Here is a 16,930-nt window from a genome sequence, read left to right as displayed (position 1 = left end):
ATGAACAAGCATCTGTACCGAATCGTTTTCAACAAGGCCCGCGGACTGCTGATGGTCGTGGCCGAGAACGTCACCAGCCAAGTCAAGGCGCCGGGGACCCGCTCCGGGCCGACGACGAGCGCAGCGGCTTGCACGGCGACACTCGGGGCGTTGCGCTTTGCCTTGATGACCGCGATTGGCCTGGTGTCCTTGAGCGTGGCGCCGGCCTGGGCTGGAACCATCGTCGCCGATCCTGGCGCTCCGGCCGGCCAGCAACCCATGGTGATACAAAGCGCCAACGGCACGCCGCAGGTCAATATCCAGGCCCCCAGCGCCGGCGGTGTCTCGCGCAACACTTACAACCAGTTCGACGTCGATAGCCGGGGGGTGATCCTCAACAACGGCACGGGCAATAGCCAGACGAAACTGGGCGGTTGGATCGAAGGCAACCCGATGTTGGGCAATGGCAGCGCGCGGGTCATCCTCAACGAAGTCAACGCCAGCAATCCCAGTCAACTGCGCGGTTACGTCGAAGTCGCCGGCCAGCGCGCCGAAGTGGTGATCGCCAACCCGGCCGGCATCACCTGCAACGGTTGCGGCTTCATCAACGCCGACCGGGCCACCCTCAGCACCGGCCGGGCGCAGTTGGAGAACGGTCGCATCACCGGCTACACCGTGCAGGGCGGCACCATCAATATCGAAGGCAAAGGCCTGGATGCCCGCGAGACCGACTACACGGACCTGATTGCCCGCTCGGTGCAGGTCAACGCCGGGGTGTGGGCCAACGACTTGAAGGTCACCGCCGGACGTAATCAGGTCAATGCCGACAACACCCAGGCCACGCCGCTGCCAGGCACCGAAGGAGACAAACCCACCGTTGCCATCGACGTTGCCAAGCTCGGCGGCATGTATGCCGGGAAGATCATGCTGGTGGGCACCGAATCCGGCGTGGGTGTGCGCAACGCCGGGCAGATCGGCGCCATGGCTGGCGAGGTCGTGATCAGCGCCGACGGCAAATTGCAAAACCAGGGTGCGATCAGCAGCGCTACAGCGACCCGAATCAATGCCGCCAGTGTTGAAAACAGCGGCACACTCTACGCCAAGGGCGACCTGGGCCTCGACAGTACCGGTGACATCGACAACAGCGGCACCGTTGCCAGCCAGAACCACACGACACTGACCGCCAAGAACATTCGCAGCACCACGGCCTCGAGCCTGGCGGCGGGCGTCGGGGCGGACGGCAAGTTGGGCAGCAGCGGCAACCTCGCGTTTCGGGCCACCACGGTCAAGGCGCAAGGCCAGAACCTTGCCGGCGGCGATGTCAGCGTCGAGGCCGCTGACCTGGACCTGAGCAGCAGCCAGACCCTGGGTCAAAACGTCACCCTGACGGCCAGCGGCGGCGATGCCAACCTCAGTGGCAGTCAAGTCGATGCGACCCAGGTGCTGACTGCCAAAGCGACCAATACCCTGCGCACCAATGGGGCCAAGGTCACCGCTGGCAACCTGCAATTGGGCGCGCGGGATGTTGCCAATGTCGGCGGTGAGCTGGTGCAGACCGGCACCGCCGACGCGTCGATCAAAGCCACTGCCACGCTCGACAACAGCGGTGGCCGTATTGCCTCCAACGGCAACAACCTGAAGCTTGGCGCCGATCGCCTCGACAACAGCAAGGGCAAGGTCGAGCACGCCGGCAAAGGTACCTTGGACATCCAGGCCAGCCAGTTGGCTGGCAGCAAAGGTACCCTGGCGAGCAATGGCACATTGAGCGTCAAGGCCCGCGAGGTGGTGGTCGATGATGGCCTGACCCAAGGCCAACAGATCACGCTCGACACCACGACCCTGTCCAACCAGCGCGGACGCATTCTCCAGACCGGCGCGCAGCCCTTGCAGGTCACCGCCCGTGAACGCTTCGACAATCAGGCCGGACAAGTCAGCAGTCCAGGGGCGGTGGTCCTGAAGGTCGGGACGTTTAACAACCAGGACGGCAAAGTCCTCGCCACCGATAACGGTGCGTTGACCGTCACGGCCGACAAAGAGGTCAATAACGACGGCGGGACGCTGGCCGCCAGCGGGACGACAAAGGTCAGCGGCGAGGCGCTGGATAACACTCAAGGCACCGTGAGTGCTGGCGGTGAGCTGTACGCGACGTTCGATCGCTTGAACAATATCGGCGGCACGCTCGCCGCCACCCAGCGCATGGAGATCATCGCCGGGCAGTTGAACAACACCGATGGCGTGCTGGGTTCGGTGAAGTCCGGCTTGCTGGTCAGTGTCTCGGCCGATGCATTGAACAACAGCGGCGGGCGCCTTGAAGCGCTGGGCGATATCGATCTGTCGGCCCAGGGCTTGAATAACCAGGGCGGGGTGATCAGTGGCCAGGCCCTGGACCTGAACAGCCACGGCCTGCTGATGGACAACAGCCAAGGCACGTTGAATGCCGGTGCGACCCTCGACCTGCGCAGCGGTGAACTGCGCAATGCGGCAGGCCTGATCCAGGCCAAGGGCAAGCTGTTCATCGACACCGGCAGCCAGGCGCTGAACAACCTTCAGTCTGGCACCACCCAAGGCATCAGCGGCCAGGGTGCGGTGGAAATCCACAGCGCCCATTTCAACAACAATGCCGGCTTCCTCGGCGCCAAAGGCGCGCTGGTGCTCAAGGCCACCGACCTTACCAACGGCAGCGGCGGCCAGATCATTGGCGAGAAAACCGTACAGGTCGAAGGCGCCCGGGTGGATAACCGCGGTGGTCAGTTGCAGGGCCTCGGCGATGTTCAGTTGGTGCTGGGTGAGACGCTCAACAACCAGGGCGGACTGGTGCGCAGCGCGGGAACGCTGGGCGTGATTGCCGGCGTGCTCGACAACAGCGCCACCCAAGGTGCCAACCAAGGCCTTGAAGGCCGTGCCATGAGCCTGGCGCTCGACACCTTCGGCAACCAGGCCGGTGCCGTGCGCGCCGACGAAGGGTTGTCCATCGGTGTCAGCCAGTTGCTGGATAACCAGGGCGGCCTGATTTCCGCGGGGACCGGTCTGACCATCACTGATCGCGATCCGGCGCAGCGTCGCCAGGCAGTGCACAACCTCGACGGGACCTTGCTCGCTGGCAGCCTGTTGTCCCTCAATGCAGCCTATTACGCGGGCACCGGTCGAGCCCTGAGCCTGGGCGACCTGACGTTCAGCCTGCAAAGTGGCTTGGACTTGAGTGGACAGATTCAGGCCAATAACAAAGTTGACCTGAGCACCGACGGCGCTTTCAACAACAGCGGAAAACTGTTGGCAGGCAATCTCCTGCTGGTGCGCTCGCAGACGCTGGACAACGCCGCCAGCGGCGAGATCAGCGCCGGTCAGGTTCGCCTGAGCATAAACGACAGCCTGACCAACCGTGGCCTGATCGACGGCCAGCAAGTGCGTGTGCAAGCGCTGTCACTCAACAACCTGGGCACCGGACGTCTGTATGGTGATCGACTGGCGATCGCTACTTCGGCGTTGAGCAACCGTGATGAGAACGGCAGCGCCGCGACCATCGCCGCCCGTGAGTCGCTGGACATTGGTACCGGCACCCTGGACAACCGCGAACAGGCGCTGATCTTCAGTGCCGGGGACCTCGCCATCGGTGGTGCGCTGAGCGCGACTGACAAGGCCCAGGACCGGGCCCAAGTGCTGACCAACGCCAGTGCGACCATCGAAGCCCTCGGCAACCTGTCGCTCGATGTGCAAAGCGTGCGTAACACCAACGAACATTTCAGTACCCAGCAAGTGGAAGTCAGCCGCACCGCCTTGCAGGAATTCCAGCTCAGCGGTTCGCCGAACCGCTACCAGGGCGACCAGATTTCCTTGCGTAACGATGAAGTTCTGTACCTCTACACGCCGGAGGGTCGCAAAGACAACTGGAACCGCTACGACTACACCCGCGTGGTCCAGGAAACCCAGATCGCCACTTCGGCACCGGCGCAGATCCTGTCTGGCGGGACGATGCAGATCAATGCAGGGGATGTGCTCAACGACAAGAGCCGCATCATTGCCGGTGGGTTGTTGCAGGCCAACATTACCAGCCTGACCAACACCGAACTGACCGGCCAGCGCACCACTACCGACAGCGGCACCGTCAGCAATTTCTATCGCATCCAGCGCAAGGGCCGGGACCATCAGGGAACGGCCGTCACGGCCTACACGCCAGCCCCCTTGATCCAGGACATCACCCTGCAGCCGACCGTGTTCGCCCAGAACGCCGCCGGCAACGGTACCGGCACCCAGATCAGCGCCCGCGCCACACAGGGCGTCGGCGAGCAGATAGCCGCCACGGGCACGGTCAGCGCCCCGGTCGGCAGAACCTATCAAGTGGCGCCTATCGTTCAGGTCGCGGCCCAGACCACCCTCAACAACAAGGGCGTGGCCGAGCAGATTCGCAGTGGCGGGCCATCCCTGGCCTTGCCGAACAACAGCCTGTTCACCACCAATCCGCAGAACACCAGCAGCTACCTGATCGAAACCGACCCGCGTTTTGCCAGCTATCGCACCTGGCTGTCGTCGGACTACATGTTGCAGCGCTTGCAAGTCGACCCAGCCCTGACGCAACAACGTCTGGGCGACGGCTTCTACGAACAGAAATTGATTCGTGAACAGATCGCGCAACTCACCGGCCGACGTTTCCTCGACGGCTACGCCAATGACGAAGCGCAATATCGTGCCCTGATCGACAACGCCGTGACCGTCGCCAGCCAATGGCAACTGGTGCCCGGCGTGGCCCTGACCTCCGAGCAGATGGCTCAGTTGACCAGTGACATCGTCTGGCTGGTGCACAAGCAAGTCACCCTCGCCAATGGTGACACCCGCAACGTGCTGGTGCCGCAGGTGTACGTACGGGTCCAGGAAGGCGACCTCAACGGCTCCGGTGCCCTGATTGCCGGGCAGCAGTTGAACCTGAACATCGCCGGCGACCTGGTCAACAGTGGCAGCCTGGCCGGGCGCAGTGTCATGGCGATCACCGCGCAGAACATCGAGAACCTCGGTGGGCGCATCCAGGCCGACAAGGTATCGCTCGCCGCGCGGGAAAACCTCAACAACCTCGGTGGCCTGATCGGTGCCGTGGACAGCCTGTCGGTCAAGGCCGGGCAGGACATCAACGTCATCTCCAGCAGCCGGGACAGCAGCAGCGCCCAAGGCACCCGCACCAACCTGTCGCGGGTGGCCGGGCTGTTCGTCAGCGGTGCCCAGGGCACGATGGGGGTGAGCGCCGGCAACGACCTCAACCTCACCGGGGCCCAGGTGGTCAATGCCGGCAAAGACGGCAGTACGTTGCTGGAGGCGGGCAAGAACATCAACCTGGCCACGGTCGGCGAAGCGCACGAACAAGCGCTGACCTGGAACAGCAGCAACTGGCGCAAGGACGCCAGCCAGACCGAAGTCGGCTCACAGGTCCAAGGGCAGGGCGACGTGCGCTTGAGCGCCGGCCAAGACCTCAACGCCCGCGCCGCCCATGTCACCAGCGAGCAAGGCGCGGTATTTGCCGAGGCCAAGCGCGACGTCAACCTGACCGCCGGCCAGAACTACCAGTTCGCCGATGAAGCCCACAAGGTCAAGGGCAGCAACGGGATGTTCTCCAGCAAGACCACCACCACCCGCGACACCATCAGCCAGACCTCGGTCGAGGGCTCCACCCTGAGCGGCGAGCAGACCTATGTGCAGGCCGGTCGCGACATCAACCTCAAGGGCAGCAACGTGGTGTCCACGACCCAGACGGTGCTGGTGGCGGACAACAACGTCAACATCGAAGCCGACACCGCCAGCAGCAGCGAACGCCATGACAAGTCCGTGAAGAAAAGCGGCCTGTTCAGCGGCGGTGGCATCGCCGTCACCCTGGGCAGCCAGCAACAAAGCGTCAAGGACCTCACCACCGAGCACACGGCCGTGGCCAGCACCGTCGGCTCGACCGCTGGCGATGTGTTGATCGAAGCGGGCAAGGGCTACCGTCAGGTGGGCAGCCAGGTGTCGGCGCCACAAGGCAACATCGACGTCACGGCGCAGACCATCGACGTCGTCGAGGCGCGCAACACCCGCGAGCGCGAGCGTGAAACCCTGTTCAAGCAGACCGGGTTCACCCTCACCGTGACCAACCCGGTAATCAGTGCGATCCAGACGTCCCAGCAAATGAAACGGGCGTCGGAGAAAACCGACGACGGGCGCATGAAGGCCCTGGCCGCCGCCACCGCCGTCATGGCCGCCAACAATGCCGCCACTGCCGTGGCGATGGACCCGGGCGCGGCGGGCGGGATCAACATCAGCCTGTCGCTGGGCACCAAGAAGAACGAAAGCACCACCACCTACACCAGCGACAGCGCGGCCGGCTCGACCATGACCGCCGGCAACGACATTCGCCTGCGTGCCACGGGGGCGGGTGCCGCCAGCAACATCACCGTGCAAGGCAGTGATATCAAGGCTGGCCGCAACGCCAGCCTGCTGGCGGACGGTGACATCAACCTGCTCGCCGCCCGCAATATCGACAAGCAGAACACCGACAGCAAAGGCAGCAGCGCGAGCATCGGCATCGGCTTCTCCCTCGGTGCTCGCAACGGCTTCACCCTGGATCTGGGTGCATCCGGCAGCCGCGGCCAGGCGGATGGCGATGGGCTCACCCACACCAATACCCATGTCCAGGCGGGCAATCAATTGCTGCTGTCCTCCGGCGGTGACACCAACATCAAGGGCGCGGTGGCCAGCGGCAAGCAGGTATTGGCCGATATCGGCGGCGACCTGAACATCGAAAGCCTGCAAGATACCAACACCTATGTGGTTGATGAGAAGAGCCTGGGCGTTGGCATCAGTCTGTGCATTCCGCCGTTCTGCTACGGCATGAGTTCGGTCAACGGCGTCAGCGGCAGCTTCGGCGCCACGGATATCGACTCCAATTACGCCAGCGTGACCGAGCAATCGGGCATCAAGGCTGGGGATGATGGGTTCGACATTCGCGTGGGTGGCAATACCGACCTGGTCGGCGCCGTCATCGCCAGCAGCGACAAGGCCGTGCAGGACGGCAAGAATCGCCTGGTCACCGCCAGCCTCACCAGCCGCGACATCAAGAACAAGGCCGAGTACGACGCCAGCACCGTCAGCGTCGGTGGCGGCTATCGCGAAGTCGGCAAGGACCAGCAGGGCAACGCCACCAGCGGCGGCACGCAAACCCCTGGCACCGACCTGCCGAAGAACGACAACGACCTCAGCGCCACGATGCCGATCGCCATCAGTGCCAGCGACGACGCCAGCAGCGTCACCCGCAGCGGCATCAGTGGCGGCACCATCGTCATCAGCAACGACGCCGAGCAACAGAAGCGCACCGGCAAGAACGGCGAGCAAACTATCGCCAGCCTCAACCGCGATGTCTCCAGCGACCGCGACACCACCAACACGCTCAAGCCGATCTTCGACGAAGACGAAATCCGTGCCGGTTTCGAGATCGTCGGGGCGTTCGCCAACGAAGCCAGCACCTTGCTCGCCAACAAGGCCAAGGAAGTCGACCTCAAGCGCAAACAGGCCGAGGCGGCTCAGACAGCGGCCCTGGACCCCAACGCCCAACTCACCGACACCGAACGCCTGGCGCTGCTCGGCAACGCTCAGCGCCTGAACGCCGAAGCCAGCGGCATCGCCGACAAGTGGGGCGCGGGCGGTACCTACCGGCAGATCACCACCGCCCTGGTGGGCGCGGCCAGCGGCAACATCAGTGGCGGCAACAGTGCCTTCGTTCAAGGGTTGGTGGTCAATTACGTGCAGCAGCAGGGCGCCGGCTACATCGGCGACCTGGTGGCGGACGGCAAACTCACCGAAGGCTCGCCGCTGCACGCCGCCCTGCACGGCATCGTCGCCTGCGCTGGCGCCGCCGCCAGCAGCCAGAGCTGTGGCAGCGGTGCCGCAGGCGCGGCGGCGTCGAGCCTGCTCACCGGCCTGTTCTCCGAAGCCAGCCCCGATGAAAGCGAAGCCCAGCGTGAGGCCAAGCGCAACCTGATCGTCAGCCTCGTCACCGGGCTGGCCGCCACCAGCTCCTCGCTCGACCCGGCCACCGCCACCAGCGCGGCCGGGGCAGCGGTGGACAACAACTGGCTGGCGACTCAGCAGCTGGTTCAGGCGGAGAAGGAATACAGCGCGGCTGACCTGACGGGCAAAGCTCAGGTTGTAGCCAAGTGGGCGTTCATTTACCAAAAACAAGAAGTACTGACCCGATTCGGCATTGGCAAAGGCTTGGCGCAGGCGGGTTGGAGCGATGTCGAAGGCTTGACGCAGTTTCTCCTTAATCCGGTTGAAGGGATCAAAGGTATCAAAGCCTTGATCGACGATCCCGAGGCCCGCCAGAGATTAGGCGATGAAATGGTCGGTGACGCCAAAGCCAAAATCGCACGTATCGAAGACGCCCTGGAACACGGCGGCGACGAACGTGCCGTGCAACTGGGCGAGGATATTGGCGAACTGGTCTGGCAAGTCGGCACCATCGCCACGGGCGTGGGCACGGCGGCCAAGGGCGGCGTGGCGCTGGCGAAAGCCGGGATCAAGGTGGGTGCCAAAGAGCTTGAAAAAATGGCCGATATGGCCAACATTGCCAAAGCTGAAGCCGCTGCTGGTAAGCCGATGCAGTGGAGCAGCGTGGAGGGGGCGTATAGCAAGAAACTTGAGGGGGGGTATGGCCCTGGCACGACGACGGTTAATGGGAAGGTTGTCGAGAATGCGGGGGAGTACAGTGTTGGGGCAAAAGAACTCACAACAAGTCCTTCAAAGGTTTGGACTCTTAAACCGACTCAACGAGGGGTAGAGATTGAGTCATACCTTGCTAAAACTGAGTATTCACCGCAGAGCGGCTGGTATAACGTAGGGGCCGAAAAAAATGGATATTTCCCGCTTGTTGATTTTCAGAATGGTAATACGCTCGTTAGTCTGAAGTCAGTAGATACGGCAGGAAGTACGTGGTTAGGCCGGATGCAAGATCATATTATCGATTTAGGGACAAATGGCGCGAAAGTCAATGGTGTACCAGCAAATATGGTGCTTGATCTGCGAGTTCAGCCCGGTGGTTCGGCTGCTGCTAAGTCGCTTATCGAATTCGGCCGTGAATATAATGTCAAAGTGGTTGTTAAAGAATTTAAGTGAGATCTGAAAAGATGAAGCGATTCAAGTTTGTTTTTGATGTTGATTCGATCAGTGGTTTGCAGATGCTGGCCCTGGTTGAAGAGGTTTTGAATAAGTTTTCTTCCCCTTTGGTGTTTTTTCTACATGGGGACAAGGTTGATATCAAAACGCTTGAAAAGAAAATATTGAAAAAAAAATCATGGCCTAGTGGATTGATGTCTGGTGGGTATGAGCTCCGATTCGGGTTGCTTCCAGCACTGGGTTATAGCTTTTTAGTGCTAGAAGAATCAGAGAACTATAATAATACTGAGTTGGAAGAGGAAATAGGGCCTATTCTCGGTGCGGAAGGTTTTATTCAAGCGTGGGTTTCTGATGTCGAATATGATTTTTGGCAGAACGCTACAGACCCTCTAGAGTATGAATGCGCGGGTCGCTCTCTTTCAGGTCTTCCAATGAAGTCTAATGGCTTGCCTCCTCCCTTGGATCAGATGGAAATTGATACATCAGGGAATCCTGGGCGTAACGTGCTCAGACAAGGATATATTGAGGCGATTGGAAGCACTATGTGGCTGGGTAATCTTTTCTGGGAGAGAGTTAGTATGGATAGATTTTCCAGTATTTCGTTGTTGGAAAGCCAAGGATTCAAAGTTTATGATTGTGGTGGTTTTTTTAAAGTTGTAGCGTCTGATAAGGTTTTTTTTGATGGTTCAACCCTAGAAAAACAATGTGCTCTCAGGCAGATTTTATTTGGGTTAAATTGACGGTTTAGATGGTGCAAAAGGACCTGCGACTGGACAACTGTCTGGTGAAATCAAAGTGACGGGGAACGGTGCACCAACAGCAAATGATGCGACTTTTACAGCAACATTCACATCAGGATGGACAAGCATCTCGAATGATGCTCGCGCGGTGGTCCGGGACGTCGAGTACCATTCAGGTGTGCCAATGCTCTCTATCAGCGCACACAACTTGCCGATGAGTTGCGTCAGGTGGATCACACTTACGACTGAGAAAGGGGATTTATTTATTGGAAAGGGCGGATGATTTAATTTCTTAGATTTCCAAATAAATCCCCTTTTTTGAGTCGGCAAGGACCAGCAAGGCAACGCCAGCAGCGTCACCCGCAGCGGCATCAGTGGCGGCACCATCGTCATCAGCAACGACGCCGAGCAACAGAAGCGCACCGGCAAGAACGGCGAGCAAACTATCGCCAGCCTCAACCGCGATGTCTCCAGCGACCGCGACACCACCAACACGCTCAAGCCGATCTTCGACGAAGACGAAATCCGTGCCGGTTTCGAGATCGTCGGGGCGTTCGCCAACGAAGCCAGCACCTTGCTCGCCAACAAGGCCAAGGAAGTCGACCTCAAGCGCAAACAGGCCGAGGCGGCTCAGACAGCGGCCCTGGACCCCAACGCCCAACTCACCGACACCGAACGCCTGGCGCTGCTCGGCAACGCTCAGCGCCTGAACGCCGAAGCCAGCGGCATCGCCGACAAGTGGGGCGCGGGCGGTACCTACCGGCAGATCACCACCGCCCTGGTGGGCGCGGCCAGCGGCAACATCAGTGGCGGCAACAGTGCCTTCGTTCAAGGGTTGGTGGTCAATTACGTGCAGCAGCAGGGCGCCGGCTACATCGGCGACCTGGTGGCGGACGGCAAACTCACCGAAGGCTCGCCGCTGCACGCCGCCCTGCACGGCATCGTCGCCTGCGCTGGCGCCGCCGCCAGCAGCCAGAGCTGTGGCAGCGGTGCCGCAGGCGCGGCGGCGTCGAGCCTGCTCACCGGCCTGTTCTCCGAAGCCAGCCCCGATGAAAGCGAATCCCAGCGCGAAGCCAAGCGCAACCTGATCGTCAGCATTGTCACCGGATTGGCCGCCACCAGTTCCTCGCTCGACCCGGCTACCGCCAACAGCGCGGCCGGCGCAGCGGTGGACAACAACTGGCTGGCGACCCAGCAACTGGTTCAGGCGGAGAAGGAATACGACGCAGCTGACGGCTTAGGGGCCAAGGCGCAAGTGATCGCCAAGTGGGCGTACATCAATCAGAAACAAGACGTCCTGACCCGCTTCGGCGTGGGCAAAGGCTTGGTGCAGGCGGGTTGGAGCGACGTCGAAGGCTTGGCGCAGTTCCTCCTCCATCCGGTTGATGGAATCAACGGCCTCAAGGCCCTGATCAACGACCCCGAGGCCCGCAAGCAGTTCGGCGATGGCGTGGTCAACGAACTCAACGCCAAACTTGACCGTGTCAAAGACGCTTTGGAGAACGGGGGTGATGATCGCGCCGTGCAACTGGGGCAGGACATTGGCGAACTCGTCTGGCAGGTCGGCAGCATCGCGACGGGCGTCGGCACGGCGGCCAAGGGCGGCGTGGCGTTGGCGAAGACCGGGATCAAGGTGGGGGCGGAAGGGCTTGAAAAGATGGCCGATATGGCCAAAATTGCGAAAGCTGAAGTGTCGGCTGGTAAGCCGCTGCAGTGGAGCAGCGTGGAGGGGGCGTATAGCAAGAAACTTGAGGGGGGGTATGGCCCTGGCACGACGACGGTTAATGGGAAGGTTGTCGAGAACCCTGGGGAGTACAGTGTTGGAGCAAAAGCAACAGTAGATAAGCCCGTTCGTTCCTTGGAGCAGTTATTGCCTGATGGCAAGGTTCCGAGCGTCCGGGGAGGGGAGTTCAATCGTTGGTTCGATGGATTATCTTCGGCAGAATTGGACGTTTTGTGGCAAAACAAGGCAGCTCGTGACGCGATAGAAGCAAGGATAAGACAACCAGGTGGATTGCATGAGTGGTGTATGGTGTGTCGGGCTCCTGACTTCAAAAAATGGGGAGTGCCGATGGACGAGATCCAGAGGTTCAGAACCAAGACGACTGAATTGAAATGGATCAGTCCTATCGACGGTAAGCCTGGCGGTCATGGCGGTTACGCTTCTGGTACTTTTCATAATGAATTAAAAGCCGTTATCGATAACAGTAAATCTCTTGATGAGTTTAATTTGGGAATTCTTTCCCTTCAAAGTAGGTGGAAAATAGATCCTAATTTATTACCACCTCTACCAAAGGCTGGAGGGAAATAGGTATGAAGTCTTTATTGTCCGACTGGTGCGCCTTCTGTGAAGGCAGGGCAGTCTTCGATAAATCTCACTTCTTGGGATTGTTGAAAGCGCACAGTGGTTCCGAGGAGCTTCGACGTATATTCAGCTATTTTCCGTTTTCGGAAGAGCTGGTTGATAGAGCCGAGCGCGTTCTAGCCTCTGGAGATATGGAGAAGTCTCTGTATCTCTTGCCAAAACTTAAAGTTGGAGAGGGCGAATTAATTCAGCTAGGCCGGGAGTGGCTCAAGGAGCAAGAAAGAGTATGCGGGGTGCTCGGTGACTCTGAAGTTCTAAAGATTTGTGAGAATGCCCAGGTGCTTTTTGTTGATGGTCACGATATGGATCACTGGCTTCAGCAAGATATTCCTCATTACTGGTTGTTTGATGAGATTGGGGATGCAATCAGGGGGAGCAGAGTTTCTGATACTGAGCAGACTTATGCGCTGTTTGAGGCGTTCTATGGGTTGGCTGCGGATTATTATCTTGCTTGGTACGTTGGGCAGCCATTGTTTGAATTTGATATTGATTTGGAGTCTTACTTTAGATTCTGGCGAGCCGGAGGACGGTGTGCTCTCACCGGGAGTGGGTTCTTAGTGGCTCGGTAAAGCAAAGTGGATAAGTCATAAATAATATTTACCATTGAGCTACCGACGGGAGATCACATGGAGGTGAGAGACGAGGATTTTGAGTGTTTCATTCGTGTAATGGGTGAAGCAACATCACATCGGCAGGTGCCTGGCTCCCATATTGCGAAATATCGGGGGATACTACCGGACGCGTTGCTCACCTATTGGCAGAAAGAAGGTTGGTGTGGGTATGCCAATGGTCTTTTCTGGACGGTGGACCCAGACGATTACAAGTACCTGCTCGATATATGGTTATCCGGTACTGAATTTTTGCAGATAGATAATTACCACGTTATTGCTCGGAGTGCTTTTGGAACGCTGTATGCTTGGGGCGAGAAATACAATCAGAAAATTGTTGTTTCATGTCCGACGGGATCTATCGTCGCGTTGATGAATAAGCTGAAAGTTCTTAATAAAGATCCGGATCTAGCCATCCAGACATTTTTCGCTATGTCTGATAAGGAGCGTTATGATCTGGAGGATGGTCGAGGTGATTTTTTATTTGATCGAGCGCTAGAGAAGTTGGGGGCACTTGACGAGAGTGAGGTCTACGGCTTTGAGCCGGCATTGTTTGTTGGAGGGACGGCTTCGCTGGATCAGTTGGTTAAGTGCAATTTGGAGGTTCACTTAACGAACCTTCGACAGATTCGTTCCTGAGTGAGCACGGTAAGCGGAACGACGTTGTACTGGCGTAAAGGAGTATATCGAAATGGATGAAATCAACGTCCGGCTTCATCAGCACCGGCGCTGGCTGTTGCAGTCGGAAGGCCTGACGGCTCAAGAGCTCGACTATATCGATGAGGACCTTGCCAGCGACTCATTAAACGGATTGGACAATGTGGCTGATTCGCTGGGGATGCTGGCGACTTATCACGGCATTCGGGGCGAAGTCGCGATCAGTGACGGAGAGGCTTCTGGCTGGGAGCAGGTCTCGCGCTCGATGATGTACCGTTATTGGGCGCTGATGCTCAAGGCCAAGGCTTTCTCCAAAACGAGTTTTCTTCAAGGCATCCAAACCGTCCCCAACCTGACTAACCAGTTGAGCCTTGCTGGGTGCTTGCTGGCCGGGTTGATAACGGTTGATCGTCGTGATCTGGCTGCATCCGTGGCCGATGTGCTTGCCGGAATGTTGACCGTCAAAGGCGCCGTCGATTCGAGCTATCTTGAGCAGCGTCGATTCGAACCTTTCATGCTCTGGCTTTATTCAGTCTATTCGCAAGGTGCTGCGCTTCCGGAGATCAAGTCGCTCTCGCTCGGTTGCGCAGCAGCCGCCAAACAAACAGGTCCGCTGCGCGGCCCAGCGGGAGCAAGCTCCCTCGCCACGGGTGTTCAACCAATCCGCTGCACTCGGGTTATCCAACACCTTCCCCTTAACGGAACGCCATCCCCTGCCGATAACCCGATGAGCCCGGTTGTCTCCAGCGTTTCGGCTCGCAATGTGCGTCACGACTCAGCCAGGCCAAGCGGTTGCTGAAAACCCTTGAACGTTGCTGGCTGGTGGCTATCATCTGCGCGCCTCGGGGCTGTGACACGGCGTTTCGTTGTTATGCCATTGGGTTATTTTCTTACTTGCCTGGACATCCTCGATGCTGGCGTACCACCAAAAAAGTTTTCTGATCGTCGATGATTTCTCGGATTTCCGCAGTTCGATCCGCTCCATGCTGCGTGAGCTGGGCGTCAAGGACGTGGACACCGCCGACACCGGTGAAGTGGCGCTGCGCATGTGTTCGCAGAAACGCTATGACTTCATCTTGCAGGACTATCACCTGGGCGACGGGCGCAAGAATGGCCAGCAGGTGCTGGAAGACCTGATGGTCGAAAAGCTGATCAGCCATGAAAGTGTTTTCCTCATGGTGACCGCCGAGACCAGCCAGGCGATGGTGCTCAGTGCCCTGGAGCATGAGCCGGATGCGTACCTGACCAAACCGTTCAACCGCTCTGGCCTGGCCCAGCGGTTGGAGCGGCTCGAGCAGCGCAAGACCCTGCTCAAGCCGATCCTGCAAGCCCTCGATCGTGGCAAGCCGATGGAAGTGCTCAATGCCTGCATCGCCCTGTGCAAGCAGGACCCGCGCTACGGGCCGTTGTGCCTGCGTTATCGGGCCGATGCGTTGCGCGACCTGAATCAGAACGAGGCTCTTGAACGACTGTACAACTCCATCATCGCGGATCGCCCGTTGCCGTGGGCTTATGCGGGGCTGGGCAAGTTGATGTTCAAGCGCGGCCAGGTGGGGCAGGCCAAGGCTGTCTATGAAAAGGCCCTGAAAGTCTTTCCGATGATGCCGGCCTTGTACGACGGCATGGCCGACGTGCTGGTGGCCGAAGGTGACACCAAACAGGCGCAGCACGTGCTGGAAGAGGCGGTGCGCCTGTCGCCGCTGGCGGTGCGCCGCCAATCGTTGTTGGGCAAGCTGGCGATGACCAACGAAGACTACGACACGGCTTCCCGGGCCTATCGCCAGGCGGTCGGGCAGGGCGCGCAGTCGCGCTTCAAGGACCCGGAAAGCAATCTCGGCCTGGCCCATGCGCTGATCAGCAAGGGCAGCGAAAAAGGCCTCGACACCCGCACCCGGCTGGAGATCAACACGACGCTCAGCGCCGTGGCGAAGGAGAACCTCAACGACCCGGGGCTGCAGGTCCGGGCGCGGCTGATGAAGGCCACCAGCCTGTTGCTCAACGATGCCGAAACCGCCGAAAAGCTCACCGAACAGGCCTTGCAGCGCCTCGATGGCATGGAGCAATTCATGAGCGCCGAGGCCGCGTTGCTGGTGGCCAAGCAGTTGCAAATGCTTGGCCAGACCAGCGCCGGCGAGTCGATGCTCAAGAACTGCGCGGAAATCTACGGTGATGACCCGACGGTGATGCAAGGCATCGCCAAGCTGACCGACGACCCGAACATTCTCAACCAGGGCAATGCCGCCGCCGAGTTGAACCGCGAAGGCGTGCGGGTCTACAAGACTGGCGCGTTGCCGCAGGCGCGGGAGCTGTTCCGCCGCGCCCTGAAGATGCAACCGAAGAACATCAGTATTGCCCTGAACATGGCGCAATCGCTGCTGCATGGCACCGACACCAGCGTGGAGTCGCAACTGCTGCAGGAATGCCGCGCCTGCCTGAAACTGGTGGGCATGATGCCCGACACCGATGCGCGTTTTGCGCGTTATCAAAAACTGCGAAGCAAGGCATTTGGCGATGAATGACAGCGAACAGGCCCTCGATTTTTCCACGGTGATCGCGTCTACCGTGCACGACATGAAGAACTCCCTGACCTTGCTCATGCAGGCGCATACGCAATGGCTCGAGCGCTTGCCCGACGCCGAGCGCCAGACCTCGGAACAAGGCGTCATCGAGTTCGAGTTCGCCCATCTCAATGGCCTTATGGTGCAGTTGCTGGGGCTGTACAAACTCGGCGTCAACCAGTTGCCGCTGCACCCGGCCTATCATGAGTTGGATGACTTCATCGAGGCGCAACTGGCCGGCCATCAGGACGTGTTCCGCAGCCGCGGGATCATGGTCACCTACGACGTCGATCCGCTCAGCCCCCTGGGCTTTTTCGACCGCGAATTGGTCGCTTCGGTGCTCGATAACTGCATCAACAACGCCATTCGCCATGCGCGCCAGGCGCTGCTGATCAGTGTGAGCGATGAGGCCGGGCAACTGGTGCTGACGATCAATGACGACGGCGAAGGTTACCCGCCAGAGATGATCGAGCGTCAGGCCGAGTATGTGCAGGGCATCAACCACAGCAGCGGCAGCACCGGGCTGGGCCTGTACTTCGCCGCGCGGATCGCCGGGCTGCACCAGCGCGGTGGCGTGAGCGGGCGTACCGAGATTGCCAATGGCGGTGTGTTGGGTGGTGGGGTGTTCCGGCTTTACCTGCCCTGAGCGTGCGCTTTATAAAAAACAGCACAGATCCCCTGTGGGAGCGAGCTTGCTCGCGATAGCGGTGCATCAGTCAGCTCAATATTGACTGAGCCGACGCCATCGCGAGCAAGCTCGCTCCCACTCGTATTGCACAGGATTTAATTGTCTGTGGGTGCTTGATATTCCGAACAGCCGAAGCCTATTTTGTACGGGTTGCCGTTCGCGGCTCGCACATAACAAGGATTGCGTCATGACGACCGATGGCCAGCGTT

General features: G+C 59.6%; 7 protein-coding genes and 1 pseudogene. All 8 read left to right on the top strand.

What is annotated here, in order from left to right:
* Positions 1-9,105 carry a two-partner secretion domain-containing protein gene (locus tag AC09SL_RS09520; protein WP_479571943.1) on the top strand — a complete coding sequence of 3,035 codons (9,105 nt, stop codon included), beginning with the start codon at positions 1-3 and terminating at the stop codon, positions 9,103-9,105.
* 11 nt (positions 9,106-9,116) lie between these two features.
* On the top strand, positions 9,117-9,845 hold the full coding sequence (locus AC09SL_RS09515) for a hypothetical protein (protein ID WP_058544898.1): 729 nt from the start codon (positions 9,117-9,119) through the stop codon (positions 9,843-9,845).
* A 343-nt stretch (positions 9,846-10,188) separates the two neighbouring features.
* Positions 10,189-12,156 (top strand): annotated as a pseudogene (locus AC09SL_RS09510) (hypothetical protein); the annotation flags it as partial.
* A 2-nt stretch (positions 12,157-12,158) separates the two neighbouring features.
* Positions 12,159-12,779 (top strand): hypothetical protein, encoded by a 621-nt coding sequence (locus tag AC09SL_RS09505; protein ID WP_058544883.1) that lies wholly within the window; start codon positions 12,159-12,161, stop codon positions 12,777-12,779.
* A 57-nt stretch (positions 12,780-12,836) separates the two neighbouring features.
* Complete coding sequence (locus AC09SL_RS09500) at positions 12,837-13,457, top strand: GAD-like domain-containing protein (protein WP_217501195.1); 621 nt, start codon at positions 12,837-12,839, stop codon at positions 13,455-13,457.
* 52 nt (positions 13,458-13,509) lie between these two features.
* A complete protein-coding gene (locus AC09SL_RS09495; RefSeq protein WP_226920974.1) occupies positions 13,510-14,274 on the top strand; it encodes a hypothetical protein in 765 nt (254 codons plus the stop codon).
* Between the two features lie 112 nt (positions 14,275-14,386).
* Positions 14,387-15,994 carry a tetratricopeptide repeat-containing response regulator gene (locus tag AC09SL_RS09490; RefSeq protein ID WP_058544884.1) on the top strand — a complete coding sequence of 536 codons (1,608 nt, stop codon included), beginning with the start codon at positions 14,387-14,389 and terminating at the stop codon, positions 15,992-15,994.
* Positions 15,987-16,679, top strand: coding sequence for a sensor histidine kinase (locus AC09SL_RS09485; RefSeq protein ID WP_058544885.1), 693 nt, complete (start codon positions 15,987-15,989; stop codon positions 16,677-16,679). Before AC09SL_RS09490 ends, AC09SL_RS09485 begins: the two co-directional genes overlap by 8 nt.
* Positions 16,680-16,930 lie beyond the last annotated feature (251 nt).

Source organism: Pseudomonas sp. PF05 (assembly GCF_056521845.1).
Note: the sequence above shows the minus strand (reverse complement) of the source record. Positions and strands in the feature narration are given on the sequence as shown.

Coding starts and splice junctions, on each gene's coding strand:
- AC09SL_RS09500 (WP_217501195.1), top strand. CDS start 12,837: ATGGAGGTGAGAGACGAGGATTTTGAGTGTTTCATTCGTGTAATGGGT.
- AC09SL_RS09485 (WP_058544885.1), top strand. CDS start 15,987: ATGAATGACAGCGAACAGGCCCTCGATTTTTCCACGGTGATCGCGTCT.
- AC09SL_RS09505 (WP_058544883.1), top strand. CDS start 12,159: ATGAAGTCTTTATTGTCCGACTGGTGCGCCTTCTGTGAAGGCAGGGCA.
- AC09SL_RS09490 (WP_058544884.1), top strand. CDS start 14,387: ATGCTGGCGTACCACCAAAAAAGTTTTCTGATCGTCGATGATTTCTCG.
- AC09SL_RS09515 (WP_058544898.1), top strand. CDS start 9,117: ATGAAGCGATTCAAGTTTGTTTTTGATGTTGATTCGATCAGTGGTTTG.
- AC09SL_RS09495 (WP_226920974.1), top strand. CDS start 13,510: ATGGATGAAATCAACGTCCGGCTTCATCAGCACCGGCGCTGGCTGTTG.
- AC09SL_RS09520 (WP_479571943.1), top strand. CDS start 1: ATGAACAAGCATCTGTACCGAATCGTTTTCAACAAGGCCCGCGGACTG.